Source organism: Curvibacter sp. PAE-UM, from assembly GCF_001432305.1.
GTDB lineage: Bacteria > Pseudomonadota > Gammaproteobacteria > Burkholderiales > Burkholderiaceae_C > Hylemonella.
Genome location: NZ_KQ483358.1, coordinates 1115085 through 1135543, shown reverse-complemented (window position 1 = coordinate 1135543; position 20459 = coordinate 1115085). Strand labels below are relative to the sequence as shown.

Below are 20459 nucleotides of genomic sequence, written 5' to 3'. Positions count from 1 at the left end.
GCTCATAAGGCTCCCCCACGCTCACCCACTGCGTGTGGTTCGCTGCCCCCTGAGGGGGCCCTCGCGCCTTGGGACGGCCCGGCGGCGCTCATCACCTCATCGAACACGGCGCGTGTGCGCTGCGCCAGCTGGGCGATTTCTTCGTCATCCAGGATGTAAGGAGGCATGAGGTAGACCGTGCGGCCGATGGGGCGCAGGAGCAGGCCGCGCTGCAGGGCTGCCGTGAAGAAACGCCGCGAGAAAGTGGCCGCCTGGTCGGCATCGTTCACCACGGCGTCGAAGGCCCAGATCATGCCGCGGCGGCGGAAATGCCGGACGCGTTCATCGTTGGCCAGCGGCAGCAGCGCCTCGGTGAGCTGCTGCGCCTTCCCGCGGTTGGCATTCAGCACATCGTCCTGCGCAAAGATGTCCAGCGTGGCCAGCGCCGCACGGCAGGCCAGCGGGTTGCCGGTGTAGGAATGCGAGTGCAGAAAGCCACGCGTGACGTCGGCATCGTAAAAGGCCTGGTAGATGCTCTCACGTGTCATCACCAGTGACAGCGGCAGGTAGCCGCCGCTGATGCCCTTGGACAGGCAGACGAAGTCCGGCCAGATGCCGGCCTGCTCGCAGGCGAAGAAGGTGCCGGTGCGGCCGCAGCCCACGGCGATCTCGTCGGCAATCAGGTGCACCTGGTGGCGGTCGCAGATGGCACGCACCTGCCGCAGGTACTCCGGGTCGTGCATGGCCATGCCGGTAGCGCACTGCACCAGGGGCTCGACGATCACCGCGGCCACCTTGCCGCTGCGTTCCTGCAGCAGCGTTTCCAGTGCGGCGGCGGCGCGACGCGCCACATCCGCGGCACTCTCGCCGGGCTGGGCCAGACGCGCATCGGGTGAAGCCACCACATGGGCGCGCTGCAGCAGCGGGCCATAGGCGTCACGGAACAGGGCCACGTCGGTCACGGCCAGAGCCCCGATGGTCTCACCGTGGTAACTGCCGGACAGACAGACAAACTCCTGCTTCTGGCTCTGGCCGCTGTTGCGCCAGTAATGAAAACTCATCTTCAGCGCGATCTCCACCGCCGAGGCCCCATCCGAGGCATAGAAGCAGTGCCCCAGCACGCCCCCGGTCAACGCGCCCAGGCGCTCGGACAGCTCGACCACGGGCTGGTGCGTGAAGCCGGCCAGCATGGCGTGCTCCAGCTTGTCGAGCTGATCCTTGAGTGCCGCGTTGATGCGCGGATTGGCATGGCCGAACAGGTTGACCCACCAGGAACTGATGGCGTCGAGGTACTCCTTGCCCTGCACATCGACCAGCCAGGCCCCGCGTCCGTGGCTGACCGGAATCAGCGGCACGGTCTCGTGGTGCTGCATCTGCGTGCAAGGATGCCAGACGCTGCGCAGGCTGCGCGCGACCCAATCGTCGGATGGCAGGGCGGAGGAAGTTGAGACTTTCAATTCAGTTCCGGATTTCTTCAAGGGGCCCGCATTCTGGCAGGCCAGGCCGCATCACATGCGGAACACACCGAACTTCATGTCCGGGATCGGCGCATTGAGCGAGGCCGACAGGCCCAGCGCCAGTACCCGCCGCGTATCGGCCGGGTCGATCACGCCGTCGTCCCACAAGCGGGCCGTGGCGTAGTAGGGGTGGCCCTGCTCCTCGTACTGCTGGCGGATCGGCGCCTTGAAAGCCTCTTCCTCCTGCGCGCTCCATGAGCCACCCTTGCCCTCGATGCCGTCGCGCTTGACGGTGGCCAGCACGCTGGCGGCCTGTTCGCCGCCCATCACGCTGATGCGCGCGTTGGGCCACATCCAGAGGAAACGCGGGCTGAAGGCGCGGCCGCACATGCCGTAGTTGCCGGCGCAAAAAGCCCCGCCGATGATGACGGTGAACTTGGGCACATTGGCCGTGGACACGGCCGTGACCATCTTGGCGCCGTTGCGGGCAATGCCTTCGTTCTCGTACTTGCGGCCCACCATGAAACCCGTGATGTTCTGCAGGAAGACCAGGGGGATCTTGCGCTGGCAGCACAGCTCGATGAAGTGCGCACCCTTGAGCGCGCTCTCGGAAAACAGGATGCCGTTGTTGGCGATGATGCCCACGGGCAAACCCTCGATGCGCGCGAAGCCCGTCACCAGCGTGGTGCCGTAGCGCGCCTTGAACTCGTCGAACTCCGAGCCGTCGACGATGCGCGCAATGATCTCGCGCACGTCGAAAGGCTTGCGTGTATCGGCCGGGATCACACCGTAGAGCTCCTCGGCCGGGTAACGTGGCGCCAACGGCGGGTCCACGCTCACCGGCAGCGTCTTGCTGATGTTGAGGTTCTTCACCGAGGCCCGTGCCAGCGCCAGCGCGTGCAGGTCGTTCTGCGCCAGGTGGTCGGCCACGCCCGACAGGCGCGTGTGCACGTCGCCCCCGCCCAGGTCTTCGGCCGTCACCACCTCGCCGGTGGCGGCTTTCACCAGCGGCGGGCCACCGAGGAAGATGGTGCCCTGGTTCTTGACGATGATGGCCTCGTCGCTCATGGCCGGTACGTAGGCCCCGCCGGCGGTGCAAGAGCCCATGACCACGGCAATCTGCGCAATGCCCAGCGCGCTCATGTTCGCCTGGTTGTAGAAGATGCGGCCGAAGTGCTCGCGGTCCGGAAAGACCTCGTCCTGGTTGGGCAGGTTGGCGCCGCCGGAGTCCACCAGATAGATGCAGGGCAGGCGGTTCTGCTGCGCGATCTCCTGCGCGCGCAGGTGCTTCTTCACTGTGACGGGATAGTAGGTGCCGCCCTTCACGGTGGCGTCGTTGCAGACGATCATGCAATCCACGCCGCTGACACGGCCGATGCCGGCGATCAGGCCGGCGCAGGGCGCGTCGCCGTTGTACATGTTGAAAGCCGCCAGCGGCGACAGCTCCAGGAAGGGCGTGCCGGGATCGAGCAATCGCTGCACGCGCTCGCGCGGCAGCAGCTTGCCGCGGGCGGTGTGCTTGGCACGGGCGGCCTCGCCGCCGCCCTGGGCCACCTGGTCGACCTGGGCCTGGTGATCAGCCACCACGGCACGCATGGCGGTCGCATTGGCCTGGAAATCGGCCGAGCGGGCGTTGAGTTGGGTTTCCAGAATCGGCATGAACGTTCTTTCTCAACAGCAGCCCGCAATTTTCATATCGCGGGATTTGATTGACGTTTACGTAAACGTCAATTGTGGCAGATTTCCAGCCTTCGGCCCAGCCGGAAGGAGGCCCATTTTGCGGCAAGATGAAACCATGCTCCACCTCCACCACTGTGTCAGTGCCCGCTCCTTCCGCCCCCTGTGGATGCTGGAAGAACTGCAGTTGCCCTACGCGCTGCACATGCTGCCCTTCCCGCCGCGCGCCCACGCGCGCGACTACCTGCTGCACAACCCGCTGGGCACGGTGCCCCTGCTGGTGCACGGCGAGGTTCGCATGACCGAGTCGGCCGCCATGTGCCAGTACCTGGCGACCCGGAGGCCTGAAGCGGGTTTGGATGTGGCACCCGGCGAGCCGGACTTCGGCGCTTATCTCAACTGGCTGCACCTGGGCGAAGCCACGCTGACCTTTCCGCAAACCCTGGTGCTGCGTTACCGCCACTTCGAGCCGCCGGAGCGACGCCAGCCGCAGGTGGCCGAGGACTACGCGAAGTGGTTTCTGGCCCGCCTGCGCACGGTCGAGGCCGCGGTCACCGGCAGCGATTACCTGTGCGCCGGGCGCTTCACGGCCGCCGATGCCAGCGTGGGTTATGCGCTGCTGCTGGCCGGGTACCTGGGCCTGGCACCGCAGTGGGGCCCCGCCACCACGGCCTACTGGCAGCGGCTGCAGGCGCGCCCGGCCTTCCAGCGTGCGCTGGCGGCGGAACAGGCCGCGGCAGGGGCCCAGGGGGTGGACCCCACGCCCTCGCCGGCCCTGCGGCCTCACGACAGCTGAAAAAGATTCGGCGCACCACAGCAGTGCGCCAGCTCTGGCATGACGCTTGCTCACCCTGAAGGATCTGTGCAAGAAAACACCGTCGTGACCGTCCACCCCGCCCGCATCCGCCGCACCAGCCTGCTCAGCATCGGCGAGCTGGACCGGGCGCGCGTGCTCGACACCCTGGTCAACAACCTGGACGGCATGGCCTACCGCTGCCAGAACGACGCCAACTGGCGCATGGTCTTCGTCAGCCAGGGCTGCCTGCCCCTGACCGGCTACGGCCCGGCCGAACTGGTGCAGAACGCGGCCATCAGCTGGGAGGACATCACCCACCCGCTGGACCGCCCCCGCGTGCGCGGGCAGATCGATGCTGCCGTGCGCAGCGGGCAGCGCTTCTCGGTCGAATACCGCATCACCACCCAGGCCGGGCAGATCAAGTGGGTGCACGAACGCGGCATCGCCGTCTCTGACGAGCAGGGCGAACTGGTGATCGAAGGCTTCATCGAGGACATGAGCGCGCAGCGTGAAATGGCACAGGCCCAGAAGGAAGCCGAGCTGCGTTACCGCAGCATCTTCGAACACGCCTCCGAAGGCATTTTCCAGACCTCGATCGACGGCCGTTACCTGGCGGCCAACCCGGCGCTGGCCCGTCTCTACGGCTACGCCAGCCCCGCGGCGCTGATCGCCGGCCTGGACGACATCGGCCGCCAGCTCTACGCCCGCAGCGGCCAGCGCGAGCGCTTCCACCAGCTCATGGCCCAGCAGGGCGAGGTGCTCAACTTCGAGTCCGAGGTCTACCGCCAGGACGGCACGCGCATCTGGATCTCCGAGAACGCCCACGCCGTGCGCGACACGGACGGCCAGACCCTCTACTACGAGGGCACGGTGCAGGACATCTCGGAGCGCAAGCGTTACCAGGAGGAACTGGAGCGCCAGGCCAACCACGACATGCTGACCGGCCTGCCCAACCGCATCCTGCTGGGCGACCGGGTCGAGCAGGGCATCGCGCGCGCAGCACGCCTGGGTTATTACCTGACCGTGGTCTTCATCGACCTGGACAATTTCAAATTCATCAACGACAGCCTGGGCCATGGCGCCGGCGACGAGCTGCTCAAGGAAATCGCCAGTCGTCTGCGCCACTGCGTGCGCACCTCCGACACGGTGGCGCGCCTGGGCGGCGACGAATTCGTGCTGCTGCTGGGCGACCACTTCCGCGCCAGCACGGTGATCTCGCAGCTGCGCCGCGTGCTGGCCGAGATCGGCCGCCCCGTCATGCTCTCGGGGCGCGAGTTCCACGTGGGCGCCAGCCTGGGCGTGGCCATGTACCCGGGAGACGGCGAAGACCCGGCCAGCCTGCTCAAGCATGCCGACACCGCCATGTACGCCGCCAAGAACCGCGGGCGCAACAACTTCCAGTTCTTCACCAGCGAACTCAACCGCGTGGCCGACGAACGCCTGAACCTGGAAGCGGCGCTGCGCCAGGCCATCGAGCACGAGGACTTCGAGGTGCACTACCAGCCCAAGGTGGACCACCGCCGTCGTATCGTCGGCGTGGAGGCGCTCGCGCGCTGGACCCACCCGGAGTACGGCCCCGTCAGCCCCGACCGCTTCATCCCCATCGCCGAGGAAACCGGGCTCATCGTGCCTCTGACCACCATCATCCTGCGCCGCGCCTTCGCCGCAGCGCGTGACTGGAACCAGCGGTTGCCCACGCCCCTGCGGGTGGCGGTCAACCTCTCGCCGCGCCTCTTCCTCAGCGGCGACATCGTGGCCCATGTGGCCGGCCTGCTGGAAGAGGCCCAACTGCCCTCCTCCCTGGTCGAGCTGGAGATCACGGAGACCGTCTTCATGGGCGACAGCGACAGCGTGGTCGCCACCCTGGGCGACTTCAAGGCCCTGGGCGTGCAGCTGGCCATGGACGACTTCGGCACCGGTTACTCGGCGCTGAGTTATCTGCGTCGTTTCCCGCTGGACATCATCAAGATCGACCGCTCCCTGGTCACCGGCATCGAACACGACGAGGATGTGGCCATGATCGCGCGCGCCGTGATCTCGCTGGGCCAGAGCCTGCGCAAGACCGTGGTGGCCGAGGGCGTGGAGAACCAGGCGCAGTTCGATTTCCTGCGTTACCAGGGCTGCCATGAATTCCAGGGGTATCTGCTCTCGCGCCCGCTGCCGCAAGCCGAGATGACACGCCTGCTGCAGGCCGGCGGCGTGATACCGGCCCCGGCGCGGCCGGCCTCGGGTTTTGTGCCGCTGGTTTAGGACAAGAGCGCGGGCAGCTGCGCCATGTCGCTGAACACCGCGGCCACCCCGGCGCGCAGGAAAGGTTCGACCTCGCCCTGCGGCACGTAGGCAAACACCGTGGCGCCCGCGGCCAGGCCGGCGGCGGTGCCGATCAGCGTGTCTTCCACCACGGCGCAGCGCTGCGGCGGCGCCGACAGGGCGGCCGCAGCGGCCAGGTAGACATCGGGGTGCGGCTTGGAACGCGGCATCTCGTGGCCGCTGAAGATGCGGCCCTCGAAATAGTCGTGCAGGCCGACCTTGCGCAGCTGCAGTTCGACCTTGTGGCGATCGGCGCCAGAGGCGCAGGCAATGCGCGCGTCCAGCCGCTCGTGTACCTCATGCACCGCGGCCTGCGCGTTGGCCACGATGCGCAACTCGTTCTCCAATGCGGCGTTGCGGCGTTCGCGGAAGCTGGCCAGCCAGGCCTCGGTCAGCGGCTGGCCCGTGTGAAACTCGATGCGCTCCTTCTCATCGCGCACCATCCGGCCGATGAAGATGCGCATGCACTCTGCTTCGCTCAGCACCCAGCCCCGCTCGGCCAGCATCGTGCGCAGCACGCCGTTGACGATGGGCTCGGAATCGACCAGCACACCATCGCAGTCGAAGAGCACGGCTTCGAATTTCATTTCAAGTCACCATCGACGTAGTACCAGCGCCCGTCTTCGCGCACGAAGCGGCTGCGCTCATGCAGGCGCACGGCACGGCCGCTCCTGTCGCGCTGGCGTGCGACGAACTCGACTTCGGCATGCGTCGCATCGATGGGCTGGTGTTGTTTCACCTCCAGCCCCAGCCACTTCACGCCGGCCTCGAAACCCAGTTCCGTCGGCCGGGTGCTGGCATGCCAGGTGGCGAGCAGGTAGTCGGCCCGCTCCAGCACAAAGGCGCTGTAACGCGAGCGCATCAGCGCCTCGGCATCGGAGGCCGGTGTGCCGGCAAAGTCCGCGAGGTAGCGGCCGCAACATTCCCCATGGATCAATGCACGACCGGCCGCATCAACTCGGCCGCAGGGGCAATCCGCCGCCATCAGCCGCCTTTTTTGGCCTTGCGCTGTTCCAGCGTCTCCACCGGGCCGCCCTGCTTGACCCATTCGGCGAAACCGCCATCGATGTGCGAGACATTGGTCATGCCCATATCCTGCAGGGTCTTGGTCGCCAGCGCGCTGCGCCAGCCGGCGCCGCAGAAGAGGATGAAATGCTTGCTCTCGTCAGCCCACATGGGCTTGTGATAGGGCGATTCCGGGTCCACCCAGAACTCCAGCATGCAGCGCGGCGCATGCGTGCTGCCGGTCACGGTGCCCTCTTTCAGCTCACGCACATCGCGGATGTCGACGATGTGCACCTGGGGGTCGTCCAGCATGGCCAGCACCTCGGGCACGGTGTGGGTCTTGACCTCGGCCATCGCTTCGTCGACGAGGGCGCGGAATCCTTTGGTGATGGGCATGATCGTCAACCTTTACTTGAGTCGATAGAGCCGCTCGGCATTCTCAAACCCGACCTTCCGGGCAAGCTCCCTGGGCAGTGCCATCAGGACACGGCGTATGCCCATGCGTTGTGCTTTCGATCGCTCGGCAAAAAGGCGCGCCGCCGAGCCTGACTTCGCACTCGGGTCCACGAGGAAACTGTCGCTACCGAAAACAAATCGGTCGGAGTATTCCTGCACGATCTGCACCCACTCGGGATTCACTTCACCACTGGGCGTCACCATGACGCCAGGCGTGCGCGCCATCGGCCGGATGCTGAGAAACAGGTTGGAATGACGCGACAACATGTCCCGCACCAGCATGGGGGTGTACTGTCCGATGAAGTCGAGACCTCCTGCATGCGCCCAGACGATCTTGGCCTTGCGGTTGTGCTGCAGCAAGCGCTCGAATGCCTCGATGTTCGGCTGGAATATGTCAGGGTTGTTGAACTCCTTGAGCTCCGCGGGCACGGGGGTCAGCGTCAACACTGGATCGAAATGCAGGTCCATTACCAGATCACGTTCAGCGGCAACGTCGGCCAGGACCAACAACATGGGATGGTCTGCCGGGACCGACTCATAGTCATGTTTGATATTCAAGGACAGATGGTGCAGCGCGATTTCGCCAAACCCGACCACGCCAGAATCCGCAATGCGCAGGGCCTGTTCACGAAATTCCTTGAGCGTCGCCTCTGGAACCTGTGTCTGCTTGCTGTAGTTGTGCAAGATCGGATTGAGGGTGGCGCCGCCAGCAACCACAGCAAAACGATCCCCATGTTTCTTGAGCACCTCGACGAGCTGCGAGCCATCGAGCGCACCCGTTTTTGATTGCGGTGGGGGCAGCACCACCAGCCTTCGGATACGTTCCTGATTCATCAACTCCAGGCCCTGGTTGGCCAGTTGCTCAGCCCCACCAGCGCTCTCGGCAATGAAATGGAAGTGCACATCCACCCAGGCAATAGGCTGCGCCTGCGCCTGCGTGAAGAAGAGCCCGGACGCCAGCCACAGCAACGCTGCGACAGAGGCATGAAACGGACGGTGTAACTTCGACATGCGTTTCACTCCCTCAACGATTCAATCATTCGTCAGCCGGTACACGCGCGCGGCCGTACCACCAAAGATATCGGCCTGCTCGGCAGGCGACAGATGCTGCACGGCGGCGCGGTGCGCCGCGATCAGGCTGGCGTGGTCGGTCCAGAGCTTCTCGATGGGGAAGTTGGAGCCGTACATGCAGCGCTGGGCGCCGAAGAAAGTCACGGTCTGCCCCACCACCAGGGCGATGTGCGCCGGGTCGTTGCGCTGGAGAAAAGTGCCCAGGCCCGAGAGCTTCACAAACACATTGCGCTGCGCGGCCAGCTTGCCCATGCCTTCGCGCCAGGCCCGCAGGCCCACATGCGAGGGGTCGGCCAGCATGCCGGCGTGGACCAGGATGAAATTCACCTTCGGGTTCGCGGCCGCCAGCTGGGCCGCGTCGGCCATCTGGCCGGAGAAGACCTGCAGGTCGAAGCTGTAGCCATAGTCGGCCAGGTACCCGATATTGCGGCTCAGCACCGGGCTGCGCACCTGCTCGGGCCCGGGGGCGAAACGGTACAAGGGGTTCTCGTGCCAGTGCAGCTGCATGCGCACGCCACGCACCAGCGGGTATTTCTTCAGGAGGTCGAGCTGCGGCCGCACGTCGGAGGCCATCATGTCGGCATAGGCCACCATGGCATGGGGCCAGCCGGTGCGCTGCGCCTCAGCCTGCACCCAGGCGGCTTCCTGCTCGAATTGCGCCGGCGGCCAGTTGGTCTGCACGTAGACGGACTGTGTGATGCCTGAGCCGGCCTGGTCGGCCAGGAACTCTTCCACCCCGTAGTCGCGCCGGATCGCCTCGTAAGGCCCGAAGATGCGCGGCATCATGGGGCCCTGCAACCAGGGCAGGTCCTGCTGGCGCCAGATGTGGTGGTGGGCGTCGATGATTTTCATGCGTCTCCTCTTTCAGGGAGGAGTATGACGCTCAAAGCGAGCGCTGGATCAGTATTTTCTGCACGTCGCTGGTGCCTTCGTAGATCTGGCAGACGCGCACGTCACGGTAGATGCGCTCGACGGGAAAGTCGGCCACGTAGCCGTAGCCACCCAGGGTCTGGATGGCGGCGCTGCAGACCTGCTCCGCCATCTCGCTCGCAAAAAGCTTGGCCATGGCGGCCTCCTTGAGGCAGGGGCGACCGGCGTCGCGCAGCACGGCGGCGTGCCAGGTCAGCTGGCGCGCGGCCTCGATCTTCGTCGCACACTCGGCCAGGCGGAACCCCACGGCCTGGTGATTGAAGATGGGCTGGCCGAAGCTCTCGCGCTCCTTGGCGTACTGGATGGCCACTTCCAGCGCGCTGCGCGCCATGCCTATGCTCTGCGAGGCGATGCCGATGCGCCCACCCTCCAGCCCGCCGAGGGCGATCTTGTAGCCCTCGCCTTCCGAACCAATCAGGTTCTCGGCCGGAATGCGGCAGTTCTCGAAATTGATCTGCGCCGTGTCGCTGCTGTGCTGGCCGAGTTTCTCTTCCAGACGCGCTACCACGTAACCGGGCGCATCGGTCGGCACGAGAAACGCGCTCATGCCCTTCTTGCCCGCGCCCTTGTCGGTCACGGCGATGACGATGGCCACCTGCCCGTGCTTGCCGCTGGTGATGAACTGCTTGACGCCGTTGAGCACATAGCCGTCGCCATCGCGCACAGCCGTCGTGCGCAAGCCCGAAGCGTCCGAGCCCACGTGCGGCTCGGTCAGGCAGAAGGCGCCCAGCATCTCGCCGCGCGCCAGCGGCGTCAGCCACTTGGCTTTCTGCTGCGCGTTGCCGTGTTTCATGAGGATGGCGTTGACCGGGCAGTTGGTCACGCTGATCGCCGTGCTGGTGCCGCCGTCGCCGGCGGCGATCTCTTCCAGCACCAGGGACAGGCTGAGGTAATCGAGCTGGGCGCCGCCATATTCCTCGGGCACGCAGATGCCGTAAGCGCCCAGTGCGGCCAGGCCGCGGTGCACCTCTTTCGGAAAATGGCGCTCCCGGTCCCAGCGCGCTGCATGCGGCCAGAGCTCGGCGCGCGCAAAGTCGCGCACCGCATCGCGGATCATTTCCTGGTCGGGGGTCAGCAGCATGGGGCCCGCCTTCAATTGACGTTGACGTAAACGTCAATTATGCCGGGCTGCGCCCGGCAAGCCCGCTCAAAGCCGGAAGGTGCCCACCAGCTGGTTCAGGTGCTGGGCCTGTTCGCGCAGGCTCATGGCGGCGGCGGTGGATTCTTCCACCAGGGCCGCGTTCTGCTGGGTAGCCTGGTCCATCTGCGTCACGGCCTCACCGACCTGGGCCACGCCCGTGCTCTGCTCGCTGCTCGCCGCGCTGATCTCGCCCATGATGTCGGTCACCCGACGGATGCTCGCCACCACCTCCTGCATGGTGGCGCCCGCCTGGTCGACCAGGGTCGTGCCCTGCCCCACGCGTTCCACGCTGTCGGTGATGAGGGTCTTGATCTCCTTGGCGGCCTCGGCACTGCGGCCGGCCAGACTGCGCACTTCGCTGGCCACCACGGCAAAGCCTCGCCCCTGCTCACCCGCGCGTGCAGCTTCCACCGCCGCATTGAGCGCCAGGATATTGGTCTGGAAGGCGATGCCATCGATCACGCTGATGATGTCGGCGATCTTCCTGGAGCTGTCGTTGATGCCCTTCATGGTGTCCACCACCTGGGCCACCACTTCGCCGCCCTGCACGGCCACCGTAGACGCGCTTTGGGCCAGCTGGTTGGCCTGGCGCGCGTTGTCGGCGTTCTGCTTGACGGTGGAGGAGAGTTCTTCCATGGAAGCGGCCGTTTCCTCCAGCGCACTGGCCTGGCTCTCGGTACGCGCGCTCAGGTCCTGGCTGCCGGCGGCAATTTCGCTGCTGGCCGTGGTGATGCTGTCGGTGGACTGGCGCACCTCGCCCACCAGACGGCGCAGCGACTCCTGCATTGTCACCAGCCCTTCCATCAGGCTGCCCTGGAAACGCGTCGGCGGCACGGGGTAGGCCAGGTTGCCCTCGGCAATCTCCGACAGGGCGTCGCGTGCATCGCTCGGGTCGCCGCCCAGTTCGTTGCAGACCGTGTTGCGCAGGTAGATCGTGAAGCCGGTGGCCACGGCGACGGCCAACACGGCCAGGGAGATGGAAAAGAGGATGACCCGGTTGGCCTGGCGTTCGACGTTGGCCTGGGCTTCTGCCGACACCTTTTCGGCCACCTCGACCTGTTTGAGCAGTTCGCCGCGCAGATTGCGCCAGGCCGGCGTCTCGGTGCTGTTGAGGAACTTCACCGTCTCCGTCGACTGCTCCTTGATCAGGGTCAGCACCTTTTCCTGCGCCTGGGCATGCACGGTGCGCAGGGGCGGCAGCCTGGCCAGGCCCTCTTCGAAGGCCGTGCCCTTGGCGGTCTTGACGGCATCGGCATAGGCCTTGTCATAGGCCTCGCGCGCCACGTCCAGGTTCCTGGGGGCCTGGGGATTGGCCGGGTCAAGCACGATGTTGCGCAAGGCCTGGCCCATCTGCAGGCCCTGCGCGTACATCTCGTTGAGCCCGGCGCTGATGCGCTGCTCGGTCTGGATGTACCGACCGAACTGGTTCTTGGTATAGATCAGCCCGCCGATGCTGCCGGCCAGACCGACGATGAACAGCGCCGCGGGAACCACGGCACACAGGAGGAGTTTGGAACTGAATTTCATGCCAAGACCTTGATGGAGGGCGACCCCTACATCATCGTCCACTTATGGATTCTTGCTCATACCCCCAGGGCTATTCATGGCGCGGATAAGCGCCAGTTTTTCAGAGCATTTCCAGCGCCACGGCCGTGCCTTCACCGCCGCCGATGCACAGCGTGGCCAGGCCGCGCTTGAGTCCGCGGGCCTTGAGCGCATGCATGAGCGTGACCATGATGCGCGCACCACTGGCGCCGATCGGGTGGCCCAGCGCGCAGGCGCCGCCGTTGACGTTGACGATGTCGTGCGAAACCTTGAGCTCTTCCATCAGCGCCATGGGCACCACGGCAAAGGCCTCGTTCACTTCCCACAGGTCCACGTCCCGCGCGCTCCAGCCGGCTGCAGCCAGGGCCTTCTGCGTGGCGCCTACCGGGGCGGTGGTGAACCACTCGGGTTCCTGCGCGTACATGGCATGCGACACGATCTTCGCCAGCGGCTTGCAGCCCAGCCTGGCGGCGGTGGAGGCGCGCATCATCACGAGCGCTGCTGCGCCGTCGTTGATGGACGAGCTGCTGGCGGCGGTGATGGTGCCGTCCTTCTTGAAGGCGGGCTTGAGCGCCGCAATCTTGTCGAGCTTGGCCTTGCCCGGACCTTCGTCGATGGAGACCACGGTCTCGCCGGCGCGGGTCTTCACGGTCACCGGCGTGATCTCGGCCGCAAACGCGCCGTTTTGCGTCGCAGCCTGGGCACGGCGCACGCTGCTGCTGGCGAAATGGTCCTGCTGCTCGCGCGTGAACTTGTACTTGGCGGCGCAGTCCTCGCCGAAGGTGCCCATGGAGCGGCCGGCCTCGTAGGCGTCTTCCAGGCCGTCGAGCATCATGTGGTCGTAGATCTTGTCATGGCCCATGCGGTAGCCGCCGCGGCCCTTGAGCATGAGGTAGGGCGCATTGGTCATGCTCTCCATGCCGCCGGCCACGACCACGTCGGCCGTGCCGGAGTGCAGCATGTCGTGCGCGAACATGGCCGCGCGCATGCCCGAGCCGCACATCTTGGACAGGGTCACCGCACCCGCGCTCTTGGGCAGGCCGCCCTTGAAACCGGCCTGGCGCGCCGGGGCCTGGCCCTGGCCGGCCATCAGGCAGTTGCCCATCAGCACCTCGTTGACGAGCTCGGCCTTGATGCCGGCGCGCTCGACGGCGGCCCGGATGGCCGCACCGCCCAGGTCATGGGCGGAAAGGGAAGAAAAGTCGCCCTGGAAAGCCCCCATGGGGGTGCGGGCGGCGCCGACGATGACGATGGGATCGGACATGGTGTGCTCCTGAGGCAAAAACTTGTGCCCCTATTTTGCCGCGAAAGGCCCGCGCCCTGGCCCTTCGCGGCGGTCAGGAGGACTACGTAGGGGTGTTCCCCCGGTCGACGGCGATATAGATCTCGCCGCCGGTTCGCCTGAACTCGGCGGATTTCTCCGTCATGCCCGCGTCCAGCGCCTGAACCTCGCTCACGCCCTGGGTTTTCGCGTAGTCGCGCACCTCCTGCGTGATCTTCATGGAGCAGAACTTCGGCCCGCACATGGAACAGAAATGCGCCACCTTGGCCGCGTCCTTCGGGAGTGTCTCGTCGTGGAATTTCTGCGCGGTGTCCGGGTCCAGGGAAAGGTTGAACTGGTCCATCCAGCGGAATTCAAACCTCGCCTTGGACAAGGCATCGTCCCGTGCCCGTGCCCCCGGGTGGCCCTTGGCCACGTCGGCCGCGTGGGCCGCGATCTTGTAGGTGATGATGCCGGTCTTCACGTCTTCGCGATCCGGCAGGCCCAGGTGCTCCTTGGGCGTCACGTAACACAGCATGGCGGTGCCGAACCAGCCGATCATGGCCGCGCCGATACCGCTGGTGATGTGGTCGTAGCCGGGGGCGATGTCGGTGGTCAGCGGCCCCAGGGTGTAGAACGGCGCCTCGCCGCAGTGCTTGAGCTGCTCGGTCATGTTCGCCTGCACCATGTGCATGGGCACATGGCCCGGGCCTTCGATCATGGTCTGCACGTCGTGCTTCCAGGCGATCTGCGTCAGCTCGCCCAGGGTGCGCAGCTCGGCGAACTGCGCCTCGTCGTTGGCATCCGCGCCCGAACCCGGGCGCAGACCATCACCCAGCGAGAAGCTCACGTCGTAGGCCTTCATGATCTCGCAGATGTCCTCGAAGTGCGTGTAGAGGAAGTTCTCCTGGTGGTGGGCGATGCACCACTTGGCCAGGATGGAGCCGCCGCGCGAGACGATGCCCGTGACCCGGTTCGCCGTGAGGTGGATGAAGGGCAGGCGCACACCCGCATGGATGGTGAAGTAGTCCACCCCCTGCTCGGCCTGTTCGATCAGCGTGTCGCGGAAGATGGCCCAGGTGAGGTCCTCGGCCACGCCGCCCACCTTCTCCAGCGCCTGGTAGATAGGCACGGTGCCGATGGGCACGGGCGAGTTGCGCAGGATCCAGTCGCGTGTGGTGTGGATGTTCCGCCCGGTGGACAGGTCCATCACCGTGTCCGCACCCCAGCGCGTGGACCAGACCAGCTTCTCCACCTCTTCCTCGATGCTCGAGGTGACCGCCGAGTTGCCGATGTTGGCGTTGATCTTGACCAGGAAGTTGCGCCCGATGGCCATGGGCTCGAGCTCGGGGTGGTTGATATTGGCCGGGATGATGGCGCGACCGCGTGCCACCTCGTCACGCACGAACTCGGGGGTTACCACTTTCGGGATGGCAGCGCCAAAGCTGTTGCCGGCCAGGCGCAACTCGCGCTCGGGACTGTTCAGGTACTGGGCCGTCCACTCGCGCTGCTGGTTCTCGCGCAAAGCCACGTACTCCATCTCGGGGGTGACGATGCCTAGTCGGGCGTAGTGCATCTGGCTGACATTGGTGCCGGCTTTCGCGCGGCGCGGCGTGCGCTGCAGGCCGGCGGCCTGGGCGCGCAGCGCGGCCAGGGCCTCGGCTTCGGCACCCTTGAGACCATCGTCCAGCGCCACGCGGGCGCGGCCGCTGTAGGCCTCGGTGTCGCCACGGCTCTCGATCCAGCCCTGGCGCAGCGCGGGCAGACCGCGGCGCACGTCGATCTCGGCCTGCGGGTCGGTGTAAGGACCGGAGGTGTCGTACACCAGCACCGCCTCGCCATTGCTCTGCGTGATCTCGCGCATGGGCACACGCAGATCGGACCGCGTGCCGGGCACGTAAATCTTACGGGAAGCCGGCAGGGGCTCGCGCGTGAGGGTGATGAACTGGGTCAGCTTGTCGGGTGCGTTCATGAAGACTCTCCTTGAAACAAATGGTTTTGCTCCGAAGGAGGTTCACAGAACGCGAACCTGGGGACGGCACGAGGCCAGCAAGGGGAAACAGACGCGGCACGCCACGCTGGGTGGATGCAGGTCAGGCTCTTCTTACGCCGGCATTAACCGGATCAAGTTCGCGGGTTCGGATCACCATCTCAGCACATCGCGTGTGCACCCCGGGCAAGACGGAATGTAGCCGACCCGACGCGGCTCAGGACATGACCCAGGTCAATTTTTCAGATGGCGCTGCGCTGTTGCGAAAAGCGCCGGCTGCGTTCGTAGGGAAACACGTCGTAGACATGCCCCTGCTGGATGCGCTCCTTGTGACTCTGCCAGAAGGCCGCATCGAGCAGGTCGGCATGGTGTTTCATGAACACCTCGCGCACGGCCGGGTTGCCCAGCAGGAAGGGCGCGAAGGTCTCGGGGAACACATCACGCGGACCGACCTTGTACCAGACCTCGCCGCTCATCTCTTCTTCCTCGTTGCGCGCCGCCGGCACCTGGCGGAAGTTGCAGTCGGTGATGTACTCGATCTCGTCGTAGTCGTAGAACACCACCTTGCCCTGGCGCGTCAGCCCGAAGTTCTTCCACAGCATGTCGCCAGGGAAGATGTTGGCGGCCACCAGGTCCTTGATGGCATTGCCGTACTCGATGACGGTGCGCTCCAGCTGGCGGCGCGCACGACTGGCTTCCTCGGAGGTGTTGGCCGGATCGGCCGCGCCGGCGTCGAAAGCCTCCTGCAGGTAGATGTTGAGCGGGATCATGCGCCGCTCGATGTAGAGATGCTGGATGATGACTTCGCTGCGCCCGTCGGGGTCGCGGTCGCTGATCTCCAGCTGGCTGGGCGCAAACTTCCGGATCTCGGCGATCAGGTCCTCATCGAAACGCTCCAGCGGGAAGGCCACCAGGCTGTATTCCAAGGTGTCGGCCATGCGGCCCACGCGGTCGTGCTGCTTGACCAGCAGGTATTTGCCCTGGACCTGCTCGCGCGTGGTGTCCTTCGGGGGCGGGTACCAGTCCTTGATGATCTTGAAGACATAGGGGAAGGACGGCAGGTCGAATACCAGCATGACCATGCCCTTGATGCCGGGCGCGATGCGAAAGCGGTCGCTCGAATGCTTCAAGTGGTAGAGGAAATCCCGGTAGAACAGGGTCTTGGCCTGCTTGGCCAGGCCCAGGGCGTTGTAGAGCTCGGCGCGCGGCTTGCGCGGCATGAGGCTGCGCAGGAACTGCACATGGGCCGAAGGCACCTCCATGTCCACCATGAAATAGGCCCGCGCGAAGCTGAACAGCATCAGCAGGTCGTCCTCACCGAACAGCGCGGCGTCGATCATCAGGCGGCCCAACTCGCCGTGCAGGATGGGCAGGGCGAAGGGCACTTCGACGAAGCCATTGATGATCTTGCCCACCACGTAGGCGCCCTTGTTGCGGAAGAACAGGCTGGACAGCACCTGCACCTGGAAATTGGTGCGCAGCTTGTTCTGGCCCAGCAGGTCGTTCACGGCGACCAGCACGTGGTCGACGTCACGCGCCAGATCCTCGAAGGGGCACTGCAGCTGGAAGTTGCTGATGATGCGCTCCACCGTCTCGCGCAGGTTTTCGCGCGTGGGGTAGTAGGCGCGGTAGGTGGGCCGGGCGGCGGGCTCGTCGTTCTCGATGTACTCGGTGCTGACCGCAGGACGCACGAAGATGAAGTCGTTCTGGAAATGCGTGCGGTGCAGGATCTTGGTGGTGACCGAATTGAAGAAGGTTTCGGCCAGCTCGGGCTGGTGGTGGTCGACCAGCAGGCCGATGTAGTGCAGCTTGACCTGCTGCCAGATGGCCATGGGCTGGCTGCCGGCCTGGAACGACTGCTCCAGCCGGCTCACGCACTCCTTGACGCGCAGGTCGTAGAACTCGATGCGCTCGCGCTGGGCGCGCTGCTGGCCGTGCCAGTCGGCGGCCTCGAAGCGCTGCTGGGCGCGCGCGGACTCGGTGCGGAAGAGTTGGTAGTGGCGGTTGAAACCGTCCAGCATCGCCTGGGCGATGTCGTAAGCCAGCGTCGAATCCAGGCGCTGGGGGAACATCGCGTTCAGCCGGCGCGGGCGCTCACCCGCGCTTGATCTGTGCCACGCCGGCGATGGCCTGGCGGTACAACGGCTCCAGCGCCTCCTGCCCGTCCACGGTCATCTGCAGATCCTTGAGCAGCCCGTCGTGCACGCCATAGACCCAGGCATGCAAGGTCACGTTCTGGCCGCGCCCCCAGGCATCCATCAGCACGGTGCTCTGCGCCACGTTGACCACCTGTTCGATGGCGTTGAGCTCGACCAGCGCGTCGTGGCGCGCCGCTTCGGGAATGGCGTCGAGCAGTTCGCGATGGCGATCCCGCACGTCCATGATGTGGCGCAGCCAGTTGTCGGCCAGGCCGATGCGCGCGCCTTCCAGCGCGGCCTGCACGCCCGAGCAGCCGTAGTGGCCCACCACCATCACGTGCTCGACCTTGAGCCGCTCCACCGCGAACTGCACGGTGGACAGCGCGTTCAGGTCCGAGTGCACCACCACATTGGCCACGTTGCGGTGCACGAAGACCTCACCCGGCTCCAGGCCGGTGATCTGATTGGCCGGCACGCGGCTGTCGGAACAGCCGATCCACATGTACTTGGGACGCTGCTGCGACTTCAGGCTGGTGAAGAAGCCGGGGCGCTCACGCTCCATCTGCGCGGCCCAGGCGCGGTTGTGGGCAAAGAGATCGTCAAGGGTCTTGCTCATGGCTTGATTTTCCTACAGTGGCCTTTTTCCTCAACGGCGAAGGGTCACACGCACGTTCCAGTCCAGCAGGCCGAGCTGGGCGCGTGCCAGCGCGTCCTGCTGCGCGTCGAACTGGCAGGTGGCGGCGTTCTTGGGATCCACCGGCGAACAGACGAAGCTGGCGGGATTGCCCAGCGTCCAGCTGCCGCGAGCGTTGCGCGCCGTGCCGTAATAGTTCACGCTCAGTGGCGCATTGAGCGCCGGCTTGGCCTGCTGCGCCGGATCGAGCAGCAGATTGCGCCCGGTCTGCACGTAGCCGCGGTTCAGACCCAGCAGCGGCAGCAGCGTAGGGAACATGTCGCGGTGGCTGGCCGGCAGCTGGCGTTGCGGCCCGCAGGCCAGCTTCTCGTCCCAGACCATGAAGGGCACCTGGCTGAGCAGATGGCGACGCTCGGGCGTGGCGTACAGGCCGAAACTGCGCACATTGTGGTCGCCGGTGGCGGCGATCACGGTGTTGTGACGCAGCGGCCCGTTGCGCACCTCCTGCACCAGGCCGCCCAACAGATCGGTGGCGTAGTGGTAGGAGTCGATATTGAGCCACAGGGTGTCGGCGCTGCGCTCCCCACCCCACCTGGCTTCGTTGCGCTTGACGCGCTGGTACTCGGGCGGCAGGTCGTAGGGCGGGTGGTTGGTGGCGGTCAGCACGAAGACGAAGAGAGGCTGGTCCTGCGGTTTCTTCAGGCGCTGCGACAGGTAGCGGAACACGTAGCTGTCCCACACCCCCCAGATGCCGAGATCGGCCTCGGGGTAGGCGGCCTTCAGGTGGCTGGCGTCGATCACTTCGTCGAAACCCTGGGTCTTGAGCACGCGGTCCAGCTCACGCCAGCCGGCGCGCGCCGAGGTCACGAACAGGGTGCGATAGCCGGCCTGCCTGAGCAGCAGGGGAACGGACCAGGGAATGGGCGCCTTGCCCTGCGGCCCCAGCGTGAGCGGCGTGATGGGCGTGGAGAAGAGGATGGCCTCCAGCGAAGGGTGGGTGCCGGGCTGGGCCGAGTCGAAGTTGGAGAAGTGGCAGGCACCGGGCAGGCTGGGCGCCAGCCGGCCCAGCACATCGAAGTCCTTGGCATCCTGGTAGAGGAAGGGCTCGGCGCTCCAGGACTCCATCAGGAAGAACAGCAGGTTCTTGCGCGGCCCCGGCGCGGGTGTGGCGCCCCCTTGCGCGACGAGCGAGGCACGCAGGGCCTGCTCATCCCTGGCCTCGATGCCCAGCACCTGCGCGGCCTCCATGGGCGAGCCGTAACCCAGGCGCTTCAGGCCCAGCAGCGGATCGTTGAGGTTCTGCGAATCGCGCCGCGCATCCCAGGCGAACTTGAGCGCAATGACGCCGTTGGGCACCATGTCGTTGAGAAACTGCGAAGTGGTGACCGAGACGTTCTGCCGCCCCAGGGCCATGGCGCGCAGCGTGCCCTTGGTCGTCAGCACCAGCAGCAGGAAGGCCAGCAACACCCCCAGCAGCGTGAGCCAGACGGGGATGCGCCGCTCGCTGACCCCGCGGTTGAGCCCCAGGCTGAGTCGCCCATAGGCGATCTTGCGCGCCGCGATGGCACCCCAGCTGGCACCGACCAGCACCGCCAGCGTCAGGAAGACCGGGAAGTCGCTCCAGATGGTCTGGAGGATGGCCTTGGTGTCGTCCTCGAAGAAACCGAACACCACCGGGTCGATCGGCGTCTTGTAGAAGCCGAAGTAGTGCAGGTTGACCAGGCTGGCCGTCACGAACAGGAAAGCCACTGTGCCCGCCAGCCAGCCATGCCAGCGCGCCGGCACGACGATGAGCAGCGGCCAGATCAGGATGGCCGCGGCGGCGCAGACCTTGAGGTCGAAGCGCGCACCCTGGTAGATCACGGCCCAGACGTCGGAGAGCGGAGCCTCCAGGCCTTCGGGCCAGTGCCAGGCGATCTGGCCCATGCGCAGCAGGGTCAGCGTGAAGGCCACACACAACACCATGACCCAGGCCTGCAACGTGGCCGAAGCCAGGGCACCCAGCAGGTGGTGGCCGAAGGTGCGCAGCGAGAACTTCACGTCAGACTTCCCTTTCATCTCAGGGAGGT

16 protein-coding genes and 1 riboswitch are annotated in these 20459 nt (G+C 65.9%); of the genes, 2 read left to right on the top strand and 14 right to left on the bottom strand.

Going from position 1 to position 20459, the window contains the following annotated elements:
• Nucleotides 1-2: 2 nt before the first annotated feature.
• Both bioA and AO057_RS05510 read right to left on the bottom strand, forming a co-directional pair.
• Entirely contained in the window at nt 3-1436 is a 1434-nt protein-coding gene (gene bioA, locus AO057_RS05515; protein ID WP_082605421.1) for an adenosylmethionine--8-amino-7-oxononanoate transaminase, read from the bottom strand.
• A gap of 51 nt (nt 1437-1487) precedes the next feature.
• Entirely contained in the window at nt 1488-3095 is a 1608-nt protein-coding gene (locus tag AO057_RS05510) for a carboxyl transferase domain-containing protein (RefSeq protein WP_057674681.1), read from the bottom strand.
• A gap of 136 nt (nt 3096-3231) precedes the next feature.
• On the opposite strand from AO057_RS05510, the gene AO057_RS05505 reads away from it, so the two are divergent.
• Complete coding sequence (locus tag AO057_RS05505; RefSeq protein ID WP_057674680.1) at nt 3232-3909, top strand: glutathione S-transferase family protein; 678 nt, start codon at nt 3232-3234, stop codon at nt 3907-3909.
• 84 nt (nt 3910-3993) lie between these two features.
• Complete coding sequence (locus AO057_RS05500; RefSeq protein WP_240480736.1) at nt 3994-6159, top strand: sensor domain-containing protein; 2166 nt, start codon at nt 3994-3996, stop codon at nt 6157-6159.
• On the opposite strand, the gene AO057_RS05495 is transcribed toward AO057_RS05500, so the two are convergent.
• The 12 genes from AO057_RS05495 to AO057_RS05440 form a co-directional block, all read right to left on the bottom strand.
• Nucleotides 6156-6806: an HAD family hydrolase gene (locus tag AO057_RS05495; RefSeq protein ID WP_057674678.1), complete on the bottom strand. Its 651-nt coding sequence runs from the start codon at nt 6804-6806 to the stop codon at nt 6156-6158. The two genes, AO057_RS05500 and AO057_RS05495, sit on opposite strands and share 4 nt — an antisense overlap.
• On the bottom strand, nt 6803-7204 hold the full coding sequence (locus tag AO057_RS05490; protein WP_057674677.1) for a YchJ family protein: 402 nt from the start codon (nt 7202-7204) through the stop codon (nt 6803-6805). The genes AO057_RS05495 and AO057_RS05490 overlap by 4 nt, the downstream gene beginning before the upstream one ends.
• Nucleotides 7204-7620 carry a rhodanese-like domain-containing protein gene (locus AO057_RS05485; RefSeq protein WP_057677181.1) on the bottom strand — a complete coding sequence of 139 codons (417 nt, stop codon included), beginning with the start codon at nt 7618-7620 and terminating at the stop codon, nt 7204-7206. The genes AO057_RS05490 and AO057_RS05485 overlap by 1 nt, the downstream gene beginning before the upstream one ends.
• A 12-nt stretch (nt 7621-7632) precedes the next feature.
• The gene (locus AO057_RS05480; protein ID WP_057674676.1) at nt 7633-8691 is read right to left on the bottom strand and encodes an amidohydrolase family protein; all 1059 of its coding nucleotides are present in this window, start codon (nt 8689-8691) and stop codon (nt 7633-7635) included.
• Between the two features lie 21 nt (nt 8692-8712).
• Entirely contained in the window at nt 8713-9603 is an 891-nt protein-coding gene (locus tag AO057_RS05475) for an amidohydrolase family protein (protein WP_057674675.1), read from the bottom strand.
• A 31-nt stretch (nt 9604-9634) separates the two neighbouring features.
• On the bottom strand, nt 9635-10762 hold the full coding sequence (locus tag AO057_RS05470; RefSeq protein ID WP_057674674.1) for an acyl-CoA dehydrogenase family protein: 1128 nt from the start codon (nt 10760-10762) through the stop codon (nt 9635-9637).
• Nucleotides 10763-10828: 66 nt separating this feature from the next.
• Complete coding sequence (locus tag AO057_RS05465; protein WP_082605419.1) at nt 10829-12349, bottom strand: methyl-accepting chemotaxis protein; 1521 nt, start codon at nt 12347-12349, stop codon at nt 10829-10831.
• Between the two features lie 100 nt (nt 12350-12449).
• On the bottom strand, nt 12450-13631 hold the full coding sequence (locus tag AO057_RS05460; RefSeq protein WP_057674673.1) for an acetyl-CoA C-acyltransferase: 1182 nt from the start codon (nt 13629-13631) through the stop codon (nt 12450-12452).
• Between the two features lie 82 nt (nt 13632-13713).
• Nucleotides 13714-15600: a phosphomethylpyrimidine synthase ThiC gene (gene thiC, locus AO057_RS05455; RefSeq protein ID WP_057674672.1), complete on the bottom strand. Its 1887-nt coding sequence runs from the start codon at nt 15598-15600 to the stop codon at nt 13714-13716.
• A 112-nt stretch (nt 15601-15712) separates the two neighbouring features.
• Nucleotides 15713-15812, bottom strand: a riboswitch (TPP riboswitch).
• A gap of 48 nt (nt 15813-15860) precedes the next feature.
• Complete coding sequence (gene aceK, locus AO057_RS05450) at nt 15861-17690, bottom strand: bifunctional isocitrate dehydrogenase kinase/phosphatase (protein ID WP_057674671.1); 1830 nt, start codon at nt 17688-17690, stop codon at nt 15861-15863.
• 22 nt (nt 17691-17712) lie between these two features.
• Entirely contained in the window at nt 17713-18372 is a 660-nt protein-coding gene (can, locus tag AO057_RS05445; protein WP_057674670.1) for a carbonate dehydratase, read from the bottom strand.
• Nucleotides 18373-18402: 30 nt separating this feature from the next.
• Nucleotides 18403-20448 (bottom strand): LTA synthase family protein, encoded by a 2046-nt coding sequence (locus AO057_RS05440; protein ID WP_082605418.1) that lies wholly within the window; start codon nt 20446-20448, stop codon nt 18403-18405.
• Between the last annotated feature and the right edge of the window lie 11 nt (nt 20449-20459).